Annotated in this window: 15 protein-coding genes; 5 read left to right on the top strand and 10 right to left on the bottom strand. The window is 64.3% G+C overall.

Annotated features, from left to right (window positions below; all coding sequences use genetic code 11):
- The first annotated feature begins 5 nt into the window (after positions 1 to 5).
- Entirely contained in the window at positions 6 to 1217 is a 1212-nt protein-coding gene (locus tag XH81_RS35030) for an acyl-CoA dehydrogenase family protein (protein ID WP_028145212.1), read from the top strand.
- A gap of 57 nt (positions 1218 to 1274) precedes the next feature.
- Here XH81_RS35030 and XH81_RS35025 read toward each other — a convergent pair whose 3' ends face one another.
- Together XH81_RS35025 and XH81_RS35020 are read right to left on the bottom strand one after the other, a co-directional pair.
- A complete protein-coding gene (locus tag XH81_RS35025; RefSeq protein ID WP_271596800.1) occupies positions 1275 to 2183 on the bottom strand; it encodes an amino acid ABC transporter substrate-binding protein in 909 nt (302 codons plus the stop codon).
- A gap of 159 nt (positions 2184 to 2342) precedes the next feature.
- Positions 2343 to 2762, bottom strand: coding sequence for a nuclear transport factor 2 family protein (locus XH81_RS35020; RefSeq protein ID WP_028145214.1), 420 nt, complete (start codon positions 2760 to 2762; stop codon positions 2343 to 2345).
- A gap of 143 nt (positions 2763 to 2905) precedes the next feature.
- On the opposite strand from XH81_RS35020, the gene XH81_RS35015 reads away from it, so the two are divergent.
- Entirely contained in the window at positions 2906 to 4147 is a 1242-nt protein-coding gene (locus XH81_RS35015; protein ID WP_028145215.1) for an amidohydrolase family protein, read from the top strand.
- 205 nt (positions 4148 to 4352) lie between these two features.
- Positions 4353 to 4700, top strand: coding sequence for a hypothetical protein (locus tag XH81_RS35010; protein ID WP_049801675.1), 348 nt, complete (start codon positions 4353 to 4355; stop codon positions 4698 to 4700).
- Here the strand turns inward: XH81_RS35010 and XH81_RS35005 are convergent.
- The 7 genes from XH81_RS35005 to XH81_RS34975 all read right to left on the bottom strand — a co-directional run bounded on the left by XH81_RS35005 (position 4690) and on the right by XH81_RS34975 (position 10879).
- Positions 4690 to 5604 (bottom strand): DUF1932 domain-containing protein, encoded by a 915-nt coding sequence (locus tag XH81_RS35005; protein ID WP_028145217.1) that lies wholly within the window; start codon positions 5602 to 5604, stop codon positions 4690 to 4692. The two genes, XH81_RS35010 and XH81_RS35005, sit on opposite strands and share 11 nt — an antisense overlap.
- Positions 5604 to 6473: a hypothetical protein gene (locus XH81_RS35000; RefSeq protein ID WP_028145218.1), complete on the bottom strand. Its 870-nt coding sequence runs from the start codon at positions 6471 to 6473 to the stop codon at positions 5604 to 5606. Before XH81_RS35000 ends, XH81_RS35005 begins: the two co-directional genes overlap by 1 nt.
- Before the next feature lie 21 nt (positions 6474 to 6494).
- Positions 6495 to 7178, bottom strand: coding sequence for a 4-carboxy-4-hydroxy-2-oxoadipate aldolase/oxaloacetate decarboxylase (locus XH81_RS34995; RefSeq protein WP_028145219.1), 684 nt, complete (start codon positions 7176 to 7178; stop codon positions 6495 to 6497).
- Complete coding sequence (locus tag XH81_RS34990) at positions 7175 to 7888, bottom strand: PIG-L deacetylase family protein (protein ID WP_027517331.1); 714 nt, start codon at positions 7886 to 7888, stop codon at positions 7175 to 7177. The genes XH81_RS34995 and XH81_RS34990 overlap by 4 nt, the downstream gene beginning before the upstream one ends.
- 67 nt (positions 7889 to 7955) lie before the next feature.
- Positions 7956 to 9257, bottom strand: coding sequence for a C4-dicarboxylate transporter DctA (dctA, locus tag XH81_RS34985; protein ID WP_028145220.1), 1302 nt, complete (start codon positions 9255 to 9257; stop codon positions 7956 to 7958).
- Complete coding sequence (locus XH81_RS34980; RefSeq protein ID WP_028145221.1) at positions 9254 to 10138, bottom strand: amidohydrolase family protein; 885 nt, start codon at positions 10136 to 10138, stop codon at positions 9254 to 9256. Before XH81_RS34980 ends, dctA begins: the two co-directional genes overlap by 4 nt.
- A gap of 30 nt (positions 10139 to 10168) precedes the next feature.
- The gene (locus XH81_RS34975; protein ID WP_097668147.1) at positions 10169 to 10879 is read right to left on the bottom strand and encodes a TetR/AcrR family transcriptional regulator; all 711 of its coding nucleotides are present in this window, start codon (positions 10877 to 10879) and stop codon (positions 10169 to 10171) included.
- Positions 10880 to 10991: 112 nt separating this feature from the next.
- Between XH81_RS34975 and XH81_RS34970 the strand changes: the two genes are divergently transcribed.
- Positions 10992 to 11972: a tripartite tricarboxylate transporter substrate binding protein gene (locus XH81_RS34970; protein ID WP_028145223.1), complete on the top strand. Its 981-nt coding sequence runs from the start codon at positions 10992 to 10994 to the stop codon at positions 11970 to 11972.
- A 78-nt stretch (positions 11973 to 12050) separates the two neighbouring features.
- Here XH81_RS34970 and XH81_RS34965 read toward each other — a convergent pair whose 3' ends face one another.
- The gene (locus XH81_RS34965; RefSeq protein ID WP_028145224.1) at positions 12051 to 13190 is read right to left on the bottom strand and encodes a mechanosensitive ion channel family protein; all 1140 of its coding nucleotides are present in this window, start codon (positions 13188 to 13190) and stop codon (positions 12051 to 12053) included.
- A gap of 128 nt (positions 13191 to 13318) precedes the next feature.
- Between XH81_RS34965 and XH81_RS34960 the strand changes: the two genes are divergently transcribed.
- Positions 13319 to 14569 (top strand): DUF763 domain-containing protein, encoded by a 1251-nt coding sequence (locus tag XH81_RS34960; protein ID WP_028145225.1) that lies wholly within the window; start codon positions 13319 to 13321, stop codon positions 14567 to 14569.
- The last annotated feature ends 24 nt before the right edge of the window (positions 14570 to 14593 follow it).

The following is a 14593-nucleotide window of genomic DNA, read 5'->3' as shown; positions in this document are numbered from 1 at the left end:
CAGAGATGCTTTACCCGATGTCGCCAAAAGTCGTCGAACTCAAGCGCAAGCTCGAGAGCTTCATGGACCGGCACATCTACCCGAACGAGGAGCGCTTCTATCGCGAGGCGGAAGAGCTGGGGCCCTGGAAGGTCTATCCCGTCGTCGAGGAGTTGAAGCCGCTGGCGCGTGCGGAAGGTCTCTGGAATCTGTTCCTACCGGAGTCCGGCCATGGCGCAGGCCTGACCAATCTCGAATACGCGCCGCTCTGCGAGGTGATGGGCCGATCGCATCTGGCGCCCGAAGTGTTCAACTGCTCGGCGCCCGATACCGGCAACATGGAGGTGCTGGAGCGCTACGGTTCGGAGACGGACAAGGAGCGTTGGCTGAAGCCGCTGCTCGCAGGCGAAATCCGCTCCTGCTTCGCCATGACGGAGCCTGCGGTCGCCTCATCCGATGCGACCAACATCGAGAGTTCGATCCTGCGTGACGGCGACCATTACGTCATCAACGGCCGCAAATGGTACACGACCAATGCGACCGACCCGCGCTGCAAGATCTGCATCTTCATGGGCAAGACCGATCCTGACAATCCGGACCGCCACAAGCAGCAATCGATGATCCTGGTGCCGATGGACACGCCTGGCATCGAGGTGAAACGCCCCCTGCCCGTGTTCGGCTTCTACGGCGTGCCTGACCGGGCGTCCGAAGTCGTCTTCACCAATGTGCGGGTCCCCAAGGAGAACATGCTGCTCGGCGAAGGCCGCGGCTTCGAGATCGCGCAGGGCCGCCTCGGCCCCGGCCGCATCCACCATTGCATGCGGCTGATCGGCCTTGCCGAACGCACGCTGGAGAAGATGTGCCGCCGCGTGCGCAGCCGCGTCGCCTTCGGCAAGCCGGTCTCCGAGCAAACGGTGACGCAAGAGCGCATTGCAGAATCCCGCATCATGATCGAGCAGGCCCGGCTGCTCACGCTGAACGCGGCCTACGCGATGGACACGGTCGGCAACAAGGTCGCGAAGGCGGAGATCGCGATGATCAAGGTCGCCGTGCCCAACATGGCCTGCCAGATCATCGACTGGGCGATCCAGGCCCATGGCGGCGGCGGCACCTCGAACGATTTCGGTTTGACGCAGGCCTATGCGACCGCGCGTTTGCTGCGGCTTGCCGATGGACCGGATGAGGTGCACCGAAACCAGATCGCCCGGTTCGAGCTGAAGAAATATTCGAACGCGTAGATCCGGTGTTCGCCGAGGGCGCGCGGGTCGTTTCCCGCGCGCCTCGGCGCCCTCGCCTCAGTTCGCCAGATACACGTCCAGATCTGCGCTCCAGCTCGGCTTCTTGAAGGCGTTGCGCAGGGCGGGCGACATCGGGACGTTGTAGTTGAGGCCGTTCGGCGGCGTCGGGGACTGCAGCCATTTCTTGTAGAGCACCTCGATCTCCGGGCTTGCATAGAGCTCCGCAGTCGCGCGGTCGGCGAGCGCCTTGAACGGCGCATCCTCCCGCCGCAGCATGATGCCGTAGGGCTCCGGCTTGGAGAACGCCTCCTCGCTGATCATGAAGGCTTGCGGCTCCTTCGAGCGCGCAATCGCGACCGCGAGCTGCACGTCGTCGAGTGCGTAGGCCTGGGCGCGGTCGGTTTCCAAGAGCAGGAAGGCCTCGGCCTGATCCTTCGCCGGCATCAGACTGATGCCGAGATTGCGTTCCGTATTGACCTTGGCGAGCTGCGTCAGATTGACTGAGCCGGCCACGGCCGTGACCGCCTTGCCCTTGAGATCGTCGATGGTGTTGATCTTTGCTGACTTCTTGGCTGCAAAGCGCGTCGCGCTGAGGAAGTGCGTGTTGGTGAAGGCGACCTGCTTCTGGCGGTCGGCGTTGTTGGTGGTCGCCGAGCAGTGCAGATCGAGCGTGCCGTTGACCATCAAGGGGATCCGGTTCGACGAGGTCACGGCGAGCGTGTCGACGACGATGTCGGGCATGCCCAGCTGTTTCTTCACGGCATCGACGATCCTAAGGCAGATGTCCATGGCGAAGCCGACCGGCTTCTGGTTGCCGTCGAGATAGCTGAACGGGACCGAGGCCTCCTGATAGCCCAGGGTGATCTTTTTGGTCTCCTTGACCTTCTGGAGCGTGCCCGACAAATCTTCGGCTGAAGCTGCGCCTGCAAGACATGTCAGGGCCAGGATAACGGTGGGTAGACGCATCGGCTGCTCCTAAAGGGGCTCGCGCCTCCATGCCGGGCGCAATCGCGGGATTTGATAGCGCAGGCGCACGCCAGCCGCCAGATGGGCTCGCGCCTATCAGCTATCGCAGCTTTCGATATGACGAGCGGCCGTTCGGCTCCGCCTGTGGCGTGACGGACCTTACGCGTCGATGCCGCGCTGGACCAGGATGCGCTCGGCGCTATCGTTCCAGACATCCATCCTGGTGATCTTGCCATTGCGCACCACGAAGCGGTCGACGTAACGGTTGCCCTCGAACGGGGTCCCATCCTTCCATTCGCCGTAGAGCGTACCGACGCTGTAAACCACGGTCTCGCCGTCGCCGGGGCAGACGTCGAACCGGTCCATCTTCTTCTTGACCCAGCGGTAGCGCTTGGCGTTGAAGCCGGTCGGGCCGCGCGGATGATCGAACTCGCGCCCGCCGGTGAAGGTGATCACGGTGCCCGGCGCCATATAGGTCGCCGCAGCGTCGGGATCGGGAATCATCGATGCCGTGAGATAGGCCTCCACGATCGCGGCGTCGGACAAATCAGCAGTTTCGGCTCTGGCGGCAACGGACATGGCAGGCTCTCCTGGGTTCGCGGAATATTACCGCCACTGTCGCGCAATCCATGCATATATTTTGAACATTTGCCTCGCTACACTGCCGACAATCTGGAGCCGCCGATCCCGGCTGATTGCTCTAAATTCCGTCCGCAAGAGCCATGATCACCCAGCCCGCCTTCGACCTGATCTTCCGTAACGCGCTGCTCCGATCATCCGCCGCGCCCGTCGACATCGGCGTGAAGGGCGGCCGGATCGCCGCGATCGCGCCGAAGCTCGCCTGCGAAGCGGTCGAGGTCGATGTCGGCGGGCACCTCGCCCTGCCCGGCTTCGTCGACACCCACATCCATCTCGACAAGGCCTGCCTGCTCGACCGCTGCGGCCACGATCACGGCAGTCTCGGTGACGCCATCCGAGCCGTATCGGCGATGAAACGCGACTTCACCGTCGAGGACGTCTACGCCCGCGGCGCCAAGGTGCTCGAACGCGCGATCGTGCACGGCACGACGCACATGCGCACGCATGTGGAAATCGATCCGCGGATCGGCCTGCGCAGCTTCGAGGCGGTGAAGGCGCTGAAGCGCGACTATGCGTGGGCCCTCGACCTGTCGCTCTGCGTGTTCCCGCAGGAGGGGCTCACCAACGATCCCGGAGCCGAGGAGCTGCTGGTCCGGGCGCTACGCGACGGCGGCGAGACGATCGGCGGCTGTCCCTATACCGACACCGATCCGACCGCGCATGTTGCGCGCATCTTCGACCTCGCCCAGGAATTCGACGTCGACGTCGACCTCCATCTGGATTTCGATCTCGATCCCTCCTGGTGGCATCTCGACGAGGTCTGCCGCCAGACCGAGCGGCGCAACTATCACGGCCGCGTCGCGATCGGCCATGCGACAAAGCTCTCGGCATTGCCGCCCGAACGGATGAAGGCTGCCACCGCACAACTGGCAAGAGCCGGCGTCGCCGTCACCGTGCTGCCCGCGACCGATCTCTATCTCATGGGGCGCGAAGCCACCCACAACGCTCCGCGCGGGCTGACCCTCGCCCACAAGCTCGCGGGCGACGGCGTGGTTTGCTCGGTCGCGACCAACAACGTCCTCAATCCCTTCACCCCGTTTGGCGACGCCTCATTGCTGCGGATGGCGAACTTCTACGCCAATGTCGCACACGCTTCGGTCGGGGATTTCGACACCTGCCTCGATCTCGTGACCGAGCTGCCCGCGCGGCTGATGAACCTCGACGATTACGGCATCAAGGTCGGCAATCCCGCCGATCTCATCGTGCTTGATACGCAAGACAGCCGCTTCGCCATCGCCGAGCTGCCCGACGTCATGATGGGCTTCAAGGAGGGCCGACAGACGTTTGCACGGCAGCGGCCCACTCTGTTCCGGCCTGGGGCCTGAACGCGTTTCCGGTCGACTCTCCAACGGTAAAATCGTCGGGAACACGGCTGATCGTCGGACCGTTTCGTACCGATTCACGGCCGATACGTCCCCAGATCCGAGCCCGGTAGAATCCCGGACCGTAGCTGTGCGCATTGCGCAACGGGTCGTCCGGATCATACTAAGGGGACGCACTGAACGAGCTGTTCAGTGGGGAAGTATGTATATGTTCAGCGCATTCAGTAGCATCGATTATCGCTCCATTCGGGCCAACTCGCCGGCTGAAACCGCCGTCAAGCGACTGAATGGTATTGGCGAAGTCCTATCTGGCCTCGATATCTCGGCGATCCACACGCAGGACGACATGACCCGCGCGCTCTGGACGCTGGATACCGCCGACAAGTGCATCCGCATGATTCTCACCGAGTTCCGCACCGCGCCCGCCAAGGAGCAAGTCGTCCGCGAGGCCAAGCGCCTGGTCGACCTGATCGAGCTCGCCCGTGACGAAATCTCGAACTATCGCGGCAGCGACAGGGTTTTGAGCTCAACCCACGCGTTCGGCGTCAGCGTTTGATCTTGCTCAGGATTCGATCTGCCTCGGTACGCCAATCAGCGCTGCGCGCGAACTCCGCCGTGCCCCTGACGCCGAACAGCCCTTCATCAGCAAGGTCAGCCACCCAGGCCTGACGCTCTGCCGTGCCCTGCGCGGACCATGGTGTCAGTCCCGCCTCACGCACGGTCTCGGCGACCTCACGCACCTCCTCGGCGCGCCGGCGACCGTGCTCGATCACGCGCTGGAAGAAATAGGCGCCCTGCTTCTCCCAGTTGATCCCGGGGAACGTCTCCGCGAGCGAGGCCAACACCGCATCCTCGACCCCATAGGCACGCGCGGTCGTAAAACTCTCGATGACCATCGCCTCCAGGCCCTTGATCATGATGCTGCGGCACATCTTCACCGCGGAGGACACGCCGAGCTTGTCGCTCGCGACCTTGGCGGCAAAACCGATGGTGTTGAGCAGCGGCTCGATCTCTCTCGCGCCGGGGCCGCCGAGAAGCAGCGGCACCTTGATGCGATACGGCGGCACCGAGGTCATCACCGCACCCTCGACATAGCGGCCGCCTCCGCCGTCGATCAGCGCCGCGGCGCGCTGCTTGGCGCCCGGAGAGGCCGAATTGAAATCAAGGAACCAGGTGCCCTGGTTGATCGCAGCGGCGCAGGCCTTCGCCACCGGCACGGCCTGGCTGGCGGTAACCGCGGAGATGATGAAGTCCGATTTCGCCGTCAACTCGGCGTGCGAGGCCGCAAGCGCCACACCGTGTTTCGCCGCATGCTCCTTCAGCGGCGCGCCCTGCTCGCCCCCGAGCTTGATGTCATAAGCCGAGACCTTGATGTCCTGCTGGCGCAAATCCTCGGCCAAGATTTTGCCGACTTCGCCGTAGCCGACCAGCCCGATCTGCCATCGTTTCGGATCCACCATCAGTTCAGCCCTCGTGTCGTCTCGTCGAACAGCTCCTCGACAGCATAGCGGCGCGGGATCAGCGCCTGCTGGAATGCGTAGTCGACGATCAGCTCCAGCGGCTTCCGGTTGGCCTCGATCCCGAACGGGACAAGGTCAGGCGTTGCCACTGCTCCCGCCTGCTCCTTGTTCCGCTTGAGCAGATCATAAACGCCCACAACGACGTCGGGCCGCGATTTCGCAAGTTGCTCGGTCACGACCACGAGGTGATTGACCGGGACGACGCCGCGCCTCGCGTACCATTTGGCGGCCTCCGCGGCTGGATCGGGGAAGAGCGGCTTCAGCTTGGGATTGTCGGAGGTCTCGCCGAGGACGGCATCGAGCTCACCGTCGAGCAGCATCTGCAAGATCTTCTTGTCCTTCGGGGCGCGCTCGGTGGTGTCGACATATTCGGCCACGTGCGGATCCTCGAAGGTGATCCAGCGGATCCTGTCGAGATTGACGCCATAGTCGTTGGCGAGGATGCCCCTGATCCAGGCGCCGGTCGTGGTCGTGAACGAGCGAATGCCGACTCGCTTGCCTTCGAGATCGGACGGCCCGAGCATTCCATGTGCGGGATTGTACAGCGCATAGGAATGCTGGAAGCGCCCGAGCATGGTCGCCGGCAGCAGCACCAGCGGCTTGCCGTGCGCCTTCGCCATCAGATAGGTGACGATCGCCATCTCGCAGACCTCGAAGGCCTGCTCCCGCACCATCGGCTTGAACGCGGTGTTGGTCGGCGTGTACGCGATGAAGTCGAGATCGAAAAGATCGGAGCGGAGTTCGCCGCTCTTCACGGCCTGAACATGGGGGTGGCCGCCGAGCACGGCCTTCAGCTTGAGACGATCCATCCACCCGCTCCCACCGTTGCTCTAGACATCCTCGGTATTGTCGACATAGACGAGCCCGGCCTTCGCCAGCGCTTCGCGCATGCCGTACATGTCGAGGCCCAGTTCGCCCGAGGCAAGGCGCGCGCGCTTGCCGCCTTCGTCCGCGTTGCGCTTCCTCGCCTTCTCGGCGACCTCGGCGGCATAGCGCTTCGGGACCACCACGACGCCATCGTCATCGGCGACGACGATATCGCCGGGGTCGACATTGACGCCGGCGCAAACGACGGGGACGTTGACCGAGCCGAGCGTCGCCTTGACTGTGCCCTTGGCCGACACCGCACGCGACCACACCGGAAACTCCATCTCGTGCAGCGCTTTGACGTCGCGGCAACCGGCATCGATGATCAACCCCTGCACGCCACGTGCCTGCAGCGAGGTCGCCAGCAATTCGCCGAACATGCCGTCGGTATTGTCGGTGGTGCAGCCGACGACGAGGATGTCGCCCTTTTTGCACTGCTCGACCGCGACATGGATCATCCAATTGTCGCCGGGCTGCGCCAGCACCGTGACGGCGGGCCCCGCAATCGACGCACCAGACCAGACCGGACGCAGATAGGGCTTCATCAGGCCGATGCGGCCGTAAGCCTCGTGCACGGTCGAAACACCGTACTCGGCCATGTCGGCGGGATCGGCCCGCTCAATGTTGCGAACGACGACCGGCTTCATGCCAGCTCCTCCGCAACCGTCGGGAACAGGCGCTGATAGGCCTCGCCATAAGTCATGGGCACGCCGGTGTTGCGGCTGCCCTGAATACCACGGTTGAGCGCGACCCGCTCGTAATAGCCCCAGAGGTGTTTTTGCGCAGCGAGAATCTGGAACGCCTCGTACTTCTCCTTCCAGACCTCGTCGATCTTGAGGAGCAGATCCGGCTTGTAATTGCACTGCTCTGGCTGATGCGGCTCGAACAGGAACACCGGCGGCGCCGAATATTTGTACTGCGCGCCGGGCTTGTGACCCATCGCCTGCGCGACCACGCGGGTCTCCTGCGCGAAATGCGCCGCGTTGGGATGGTCGAAATTATAGGGGTCTTCCAGCGCGTGGGTCAGCACGAAACTGGGATTAAGCTCGCGATAGATGTCGACCATGCGGTCGAAATGCGCCTCGGTGAGCTTGAGAGGATAATCGCCGCAATCGAAGAACTCGATCTCCGCGCCGAGCAGTTTTGCCGCGCGCTCCGCTTCGTCCTTGCGGCCGGCCTTGACCGATTCCAGCGTCGCGCCCTTCTCCTTCCAGGCGAACTGGCTCTCGCCGCGCTCGCCAAAGGACATGCAGACAATCTTCATGCGATAGCCCTTCTTCGCATGCAGCGCGATCGCGCCGCCGGCGCGCCAGACGAAATCGCCGGGATGGGCGGTGATGACCAGACCTGTCTTCATGGGAGAAACTCCCCTCTCTTGTTCGTAACCATCATAGGCCGCCTGCGTCACGCCGGAAGCCACTTCATCAGACTGCAGCGGCCACTTGTTCCTCGCCGTCGAGCACGCGCCTCAGGCGCTCGCGGTCGAGCGCGCCTTCCCATTTGGCAATCGCGATGGTCGCGACCGCGTTTCCGATCAGGTTGGTCGGCGTCAAGCCCTGCGACATCAGGCGATGGATGCCGAGCACCAGCGCAACGCTCGTCACCGGGATGGTGCCGGTCGCCGACAGCGTCGCCGCCAGCACGACGAAGGCGGCGCCGGCGATCCCCGCCGCCCCCTTGGAGGTCACCAGCAGGATCAGCAAGAGCTCGATCTGATCGGCCAGCCCGAACGGCGTGTTGGTTGCCTGCGCCAGGAACACCGAGGCCGCCGCGAGGTAGAGGCAGGTGCCGTCGAGATTGAAGGAATAGCCCGTCGGGATGACGAGCCCGACCACGCTCTTCTCGCAGCCCGCTTTCTCCAGCTTGGTCAGCATCCGCGGCAGCACCGTCTCCGACGATGTCGTGGCTATGCAGATCAGCAGCTCTTCCCAGATGTAGCGGATCAGCTTGAGCAATGAGAAGCCGCAGAGCCGCGCCACCGGGCCGAGCGCCACGACGATGAAGACCACACAGGTGAGATAGAAGTCTCCGAGCAGCTTGCCGAGCGAGGCCAGCGATCCCACGCCGAACTTGCCGACCGTAAAGGCGATGGCACCGAAGGCACCGATCGGCGCCGCCCACATCACGAAACCGACGACGGCGAACACCATTTTCGCAGCGATGTCGATCAGATGGACCAGCGGCGCGGCCCGTTCGCCGAGCTGCACCAGCGCAAAGCCGCAAAGGACCGAGATGAACAGCACCTGGAGGATGTTGCCTTCGGCAAAGGCGCCGATGAACGTCGCGGGCACGATGTTCATCAGGAACGGCACGAAGCCAATGACGCTGGTCTGCTTGACATAAGGCTCGATCGCGCTGGCATTGATGCTGGCGGGATCGATGTTCATGCCGACGCCGGGCTTGAGCAGGTTGATCGCGATGAGACCGATGATCAGCGCGATCGTGGTCATGATCTCGAAATAGACGATCGCCTTCACGGCGACGCGCCCGACCCGCGCCGTGTCGGCCATATGGGCGATGCCGTGCACGACGGTGCAGAAGATGATCGGCGCGATCAGCATCCGGATCGCCTTGATGAAGGCATCCCCCAGCGGCTGCATCTTGGCGCCCGCCTCGGGACTGGCGATCCCAAGCGCGATGCCGGCGGCCATGGCGATGAGCACCTGGATCCAGAGCTCCCTCCACCAGGGCCGCCCGCGCGGCTTGTCGATTGCAAGCACGGTCATCGGTCGAACTCGAACAGGCGCGCCGGATTGTCGACAAGGATCTTCTGCTGGAACTCGGGTTCGGGCGCGAACAGCGGAATCAGGTCGACGAGGTCGCCGTCATTCGGCATCACCTTGACGTTGGGATGCGGCCAGTCGGTGCCCCAGATGACGCGATCCGGCGCGGTCTCGACGATCTTTCGCGCGAACGGCACCGCATCGGTAAAGGGCGGACCGCTGGAGGACACCCGCTCCGAGCCGCAGATCTTGACCCAGCATTTCTCGTCGCGCTGCATCAGCTCGATCAGGATCCTGAACGGAAGCTGATCGAGCCCCTGCGCCGCCTTCACACGGCCCATATGGTCGATGGTGTAGCTGAGCGGCAGCCTGGTCAGCATGTCGGCATATTCAGGCAAATCGATCGCATCGAAATGCAGGTCGATGTGCCAGCCAAGCGGCGTGACCATCGCGATGATACGGTCGAACACGCGCTTGTCGGGCACGCCGCCGAGATGGCGGACGAAATTGAAGCGGCAGCCGCGGAAGCCACCTTCGTGCAGCACACGGAGCTCGCGCTCGGTGATGCTGTCGTCGATATTGGCGACCGCACGGTAGGCGCCGTTGCTCTCAGCGATCGCATCAAGCGCCACACTGTTGTCGGTGCCGTGCACGCTGGCATTGACGATGACCGCACGCTCCACGCCGAGCTTGGCATGCAACGCCCTGAAATCCTCCAGCGGCGCGTCCGGCGGCGTGTAGGACCGGTCAGGCGCATAAGGGTATTTCGCACCGGGACCGAAGATGTGGCAATGCGCGTCGCATGACAGCTTCGGCAGCTTGAACTTGGGCGTGCGCGTGTTCGGATCGGGCGGCGGAATGGTGGGCGTGTACATCATCGTCATCACTTCAACCGTCGAGCGAGACGGCTTCTTTCAAGTCCTGCTGCCGACGACCGGCCGCCGCCGCGACGGCGCGACATGATCGAGCGGCGGCGCCTGGAAGGAGGCAACCGTGGCCTGCACCAGCTGCTCGATAGCGCTGGCGGCATCGCCGCCATCGGCTTCGCCGCGCGACAGGCGCGAGACGCGATCGGGCGTCACCAGCGAGTAATAAAGTGCGCCTAGCAGGAAGTGACTGCGCCAGACGATGTCGGTGCGCGGAATGTGCGGCAGGCTCTCGTGGATCGCATCGATGAAGGCGTGGCTGGTGTCGTCAAATGTCTGCGCGATGATTTTTCGCGCGACCTCGTTGCCTTCGGCCGACATCACGGCGCGCAGCCGCGTGAAGCGCGCACCGCCGCCGGCAAGATCGCTGCCTGAGGTGAAAGCCGGCACGACATAGGCGCGCACCACCGCCTCCAGCCGGTCCTGGAGATCACGCACGCGCCTCGCGGCGGCGAGCAGTTCCGAACGGCGCAAATTCATCGGCCCGCAATGGCGGCGGTAGATCTCCAGCAGCAGGCCGTCCTTGGTCTTGAAATGATAGGTGACGCTGCCTGGATTGGCTCCGGCAGCCTGCGCGATGTCGCGCACCGAGACGGCATTGAAGCCGTTGGTGGCGAACAGCTCCTCGGCCGCGGCGAGGATCGCCTCGCGCATGTTCGGCTTGCGGGCCGTTTCCTTGCTGGTGGGCTTGCGTACCATGTGATTTGTACTATCGTACAAAAGATCAGGTCTCGTCAACAAAAACCATGGCGGCATCCAGACGACTCGAAGACCGATGCAAGGATGCGCGCCCGCAAGGAGTGCTGGGAAAATGCTGGGTTTGAACAAGACAATCGGCGGATTGATGCTGGGCGCCGGTTTGCTGCTGGCGGGCAGCGCCGCGCAGGCCGCCGACAATTATCCGAGCAAGCCGGTTCACATCCTCGTTCCCTACGCGGCCGGCGGCGCGGTCGATGTGCTCGCGCGCACGCTGGGCCAGGCGCTGGCCAAGTCTTGGGGGCAGCAGCCGGTGGTCGACAATCGTCCAGGCGCCGGCGGGATCGTCGCCTCGCAGGCGCTGACACAGGCCGCGCCCGACGGCTACACGCTGATCCTGGTCGCGAGCGGCCATCCGCTCAACCAGTTCATCTATCCGAGCGTGCCCTACGACACGTTTAGGGATTTTACCGCAATCACCGAAGTCGCCTCCTCACCGCTCGCGATCGTCGTGGCCAAGGACAGCCCCTACAAGACGCTCGGAGATCTCCTCGCTGGGGCGAAGAAGGAGCCGGACAAGCTCTCCTACGGCATGTCCGGCAATGGCACCTCGGCGCATCTGGCCGGCGAACTGTTGAAACACATGTCCGGCAGCAAAATCGTCGCGATCCCCTACAAGGGCGGCGCGCCGGCGCTGACCGCCGTGATCGCAGGCGAAATCCCGCTCAGCATCAATCCGCTCGCGGAAGCGATCGGTCAGCTCGAAGGCGGCCCGGTGCGCGCACTCGCGGTGACCTCGGCCGAACGCTCCAAGGCGCTACCTGACGTCCCGACCGTCGCAGAATCCGGCGTCGCCGGTTACGACGTTTCGGTGTGGTGGGGCGTGCTTGGTCCGGCAAAAATGCCGCCGGAGATCGTGGCGAAGCTCGAAACCGATCTCAAGGCAGCGCTGCAGGACCCGAACGTGCTGTCGACGCTCGGCAAGATCGGCGCCGCTCCGGTCGGCTCCTCCGCCAAGGAGTTTGACGCCTACATGCACGCAGAGGCGACCAAATGGGAGCCGGTGCTGAAGGCTGCCAACATCCGCGCGCAGTGAGCAGCAGCAGGCGGCCTTGCGCGGCGCGGTCAGGACTTCGCGCGCGTAGCAAGCCTCGGCTCAGCAACAAGGGCCTGTTCAGTTGTGGGCCCTCGCCCGCATCTTCTCCGGCGTAACGGGCCGTAGGAAATCGGCATCATCGTCGGTCGACGGGATCAGGATCGCGCGCTCGCGCGGCAGCGCCTCCGGCATCTCGTCGCGGATGAAGGCCACGAGCTTTTCCCTGATCTCGCAGCGCAGGTCCCACGACTGCGGCGCGTTTCTCGCGCTGACCAGCGCGCGGAGCTCGATGGTCCGCGAGTCCGCGTCGATCACCTGGAGATTGACCACGGCACCATCCCAGAGCTTGGACTGTTTCACGGCGTCCTCCAGCCAACGCCGGATGCGCGGGACGTCGGCACGATAGTCGACGTGGAGCGCGATCACGCCGATCAGGGATGCGGTGTCGCGGGTCCAGTTCTGGAACGGCTTCTCGATGAAATAGGACAACGGCACCACCATGCGGCGCCAGTCCCACAGCCGGATCACGACATAGGTCGAGGCGATATCCTCCACCCAGCCCCATTCGTTCTCGATGATCACGGCATCCTCGATGCGGATCGGCTGCGTGATCGCGATCTGCAGGCCTGCGATCAGGTTGCTGAGCAGCGGCCGGGCGGCAAGGCCGACGATGATGCCGGCCGCGCCGGCGGAGGCGAACAGGCTGACGCCATATTGCCTCACCGAATCGAACGTCATCAGCGCGGTGGACACCGTGATGACGACGATGATGGTGTCGGTGACGCGCTTGAACACGCGAACTTGCGTCACGTGCTTGCGCGCGACGAAATTCTCGCTGACGTCGCGGAAATTCTGCAGATAGCGCGCCGCGCTCATGTCCACGATCCGGATCGAGATCCAGCCGATCAGGGCAATGACGGCCACGACGAACAGGCGCATCAGCGGCGTGCGGATCATGTCGTCGAGCGGGGCAAGCGGCAGGACCAATGCGACGGCCGCCAGGCAAAGCGCCAGCTGGGCCGGGCCGGCGGTGCGGTCGATGAATACGCTCAGGAGCGGAAGGCGGGTTCCGAAGGCGCGCGCGAGCAGCCATACGGCGAGCCGGTAGACGAACAGCGCAAGCAAGATCGCGCCGACAACCAGGCCGAGGCCGACAAACCACGACGGTATCCAGCCGAACATCCTGTCGATGTCAGCCATCAGGGCCTGCAAATTCATCGATTGTCCCCGTCATTGCATTCGCATAGCCCGCTCAACGCCTCCCGGCCGGCTTCGCTCCCCTCTCTCGTGCAACGCAGCATTCCGCAGATGCAACCGTCGCCGAACTGCGCTAATTTGTGAGCACCATGACCAGACGTACCGGCAGCGCCGATCTTCCCTTGCACACCGGACGGGTTCCGCCGTGGCTCGCGAGCCGCATGGCTTCGCTGGGATCGATCGTCACGCAGGCGATCGTGCATCATTACGGCCGCGATGCGTTTCTCCAGCGGCTGTCCCATCCATTCTGGTTCCAGTCATTCGGCGCCGTGATGGGAATGGACTGGCACTCCTCCGGCATCACGACATCCGTGATCGGCGCACTGAAGCGCGGGCTCGGGCCGCTCCAGGACGAGCTTGGCATCTATGTCTGCGGCGGCCGCGGCCAGCATTCGCGCAAGACGCCGGACGAGTTGATGCAGCTCGGCGACCGCGTTGGATTCGACGGCGCAAAGCTCACCAGCGCCAGCCGCCTGGTGGCGAAGGTCGACAGCGCGGCCGTGCAGGACGGCTTCGACCTCTATCTCCACGGCTTCTTCGTGACCGCCGACGGCAAATGGACGGTGGTGCAGCAGGGCATGAACGGCGACAAGCGGCAGGCCCGCCGCTATCACTGGCATTCCGAGGCGCTGAAGAGCTTTGTCGATACGCCGCACAGCGCGATCGACGGCCCGCAGCAAGGCGAGATCGTCAATCTCACCGACCACCGCGCCGATATCTCGCGGAGCGCGCAGCTCGAGCTCCTCAACGATCTCGGCCCCGATCGAATCCTCACTGAATTCGAGCGGCTCACCGGGCCTGCGCCCGAGCCTGCGCAGGCCATGCTGCCGCATCTGATCATGCCCGCGCATCACGATGTCCGGCCGAAGGATGTGTTCGCGCGGCGCCTGCACGGCACCCTCGCCGCAGCCGCCGAACGCGGCCCGGTCGATTTCCCGGAGCTGCTGCTGACGCCCGGCGTCGGCGCGCGCACCGTGCGCTCGCTGGCGATGGTCGCCGAGGTCGTGCACGGCGCGCCCTATCGCTTCAGGGATCCCGCGCGTTTCTCGCTCGCCCATGGCGGCAAGGACCGGCATCCCTACCCTGTCCCGATCAAGGTCTATGACGAGACCATCCGCGTGCTGAAGGGCGCGATCCAGAACGCCAAGCTCGGGCGTGATGAAGAGATGCAGGCGATGAAGCGGCTAGATGATCAGGCACGGCGGCTGGAACGCACCGCGCACGGCCCGTCGGTCGAGACCTACATCGCCGGCGAGCGCGCGGCGTCACCCGACCTCGACGGCCGCTCCGTCTTCGGCTGGGAGCGCGATCTCGTGCCGACAAAAAAGCGGACCGGCTGAAGACCGGTCCGCAAGTTTCAGCGG

This window comes from Bradyrhizobium sp. CCBAU 25360, from assembly GCF_028128695.1.
Taxonomy (GTDB): Bacteria; Pseudomonadota; Alphaproteobacteria; order Rhizobiales; family Xanthobacteraceae; genus Bradyrhizobium; species Bradyrhizobium ottawaense.
This window is presented reverse-complemented; position numbering and strand designations above follow the sequence as displayed.

Bases quoted from the DNA above. Each gene is read 5' to 3' on its own strand.
- XH81_RS35015 (WP_028145215.1), top strand. From the start codon at position 2,906: ATGATCACCCAGCCCGCCTTCGACCTGATCTTCCGTAACGCGCTGCTC.
- XH81_RS34975 (WP_097668147.1), bottom strand. From the start codon at position 10,879: ATGGTACGCAAGCCCACCAGCAAGGAAACGGCCCGCAAGCCGAACATG.
- XH81_RS35020 (WP_028145214.1), bottom strand. From the start codon at position 2,762: ATGTCCGTTGCCGCCAGAGCCGAAACTGCTGATTTGTCCGACGCCGCG.
- XH81_RS35025 (WP_271596800.1), bottom strand. From the start codon at position 2,183: ATGCGTCTACCCACCGTTATCCTGGCCCTGACATGTCTTGCAGGCGCA.
- XH81_RS35010 (WP_049801675.1), top strand. From the start codon at position 4,353: ATGTTCAGCGCATTCAGTAGCATCGATTATCGCTCCATTCGGGCCAAC.
- XH81_RS34970 (WP_028145223.1), top strand. From the start codon at position 10,992: ATGCTGGGTTTGAACAAGACAATCGGCGGATTGATGCTGGGCGCCGGT.
- XH81_RS34995 (WP_028145219.1), bottom strand. From the start codon at position 7,178: ATGAAGCCGGTCGTCGTTCGCAACATTGAGCGGGCCGATCCCGCCGAC.
- XH81_RS35030 (WP_028145212.1), top strand. From the start codon at position 6: ATGCTTTACCCGATGTCGCCAAAAGTCGTCGAACTCAAGCGCAAGCTC.
- XH81_RS35000 (WP_028145218.1), bottom strand. From the start codon at position 6,473: ATGGATCGTCTCAAGCTGAAGGCCGTGCTCGGCGGCCACCCCCATGTT.
- XH81_RS34960 (WP_028145225.1), top strand. From the start codon at position 13,319: ATGACCAGACGTACCGGCAGCGCCGATCTTCCCTTGCACACCGGACGG.
- XH81_RS34980 (WP_028145221.1), bottom strand. From the start codon at position 10,138: ATGACGATGATGTACACGCCCACCATTCCGCCGCCCGATCCGAACACG.
- XH81_RS34990 (WP_027517331.1), bottom strand. From the start codon at position 7,888: ATGAAGACAGGTCTGGTCATCACCGCCCATCCCGGCGATTTCGTCTGG.
- XH81_RS35005 (WP_028145217.1), bottom strand. From the start codon at position 5,604: ATGGTGGATCCGAAACGATGGCAGATCGGGCTGGTCGGCTACGGCGAA.
- XH81_RS34965 (WP_028145224.1), bottom strand. From the start codon at position 13,190: ATGAATTTGCAGGCCCTGATGGCTGACATCGACAGGATGTTCGGCTGG.
- dctA (WP_028145220.1), bottom strand. From the start codon at position 9,257: ATGACCGTGCTTGCAATCGACAAGCCGCGCGGGCGGCCCTGGTGGAGG.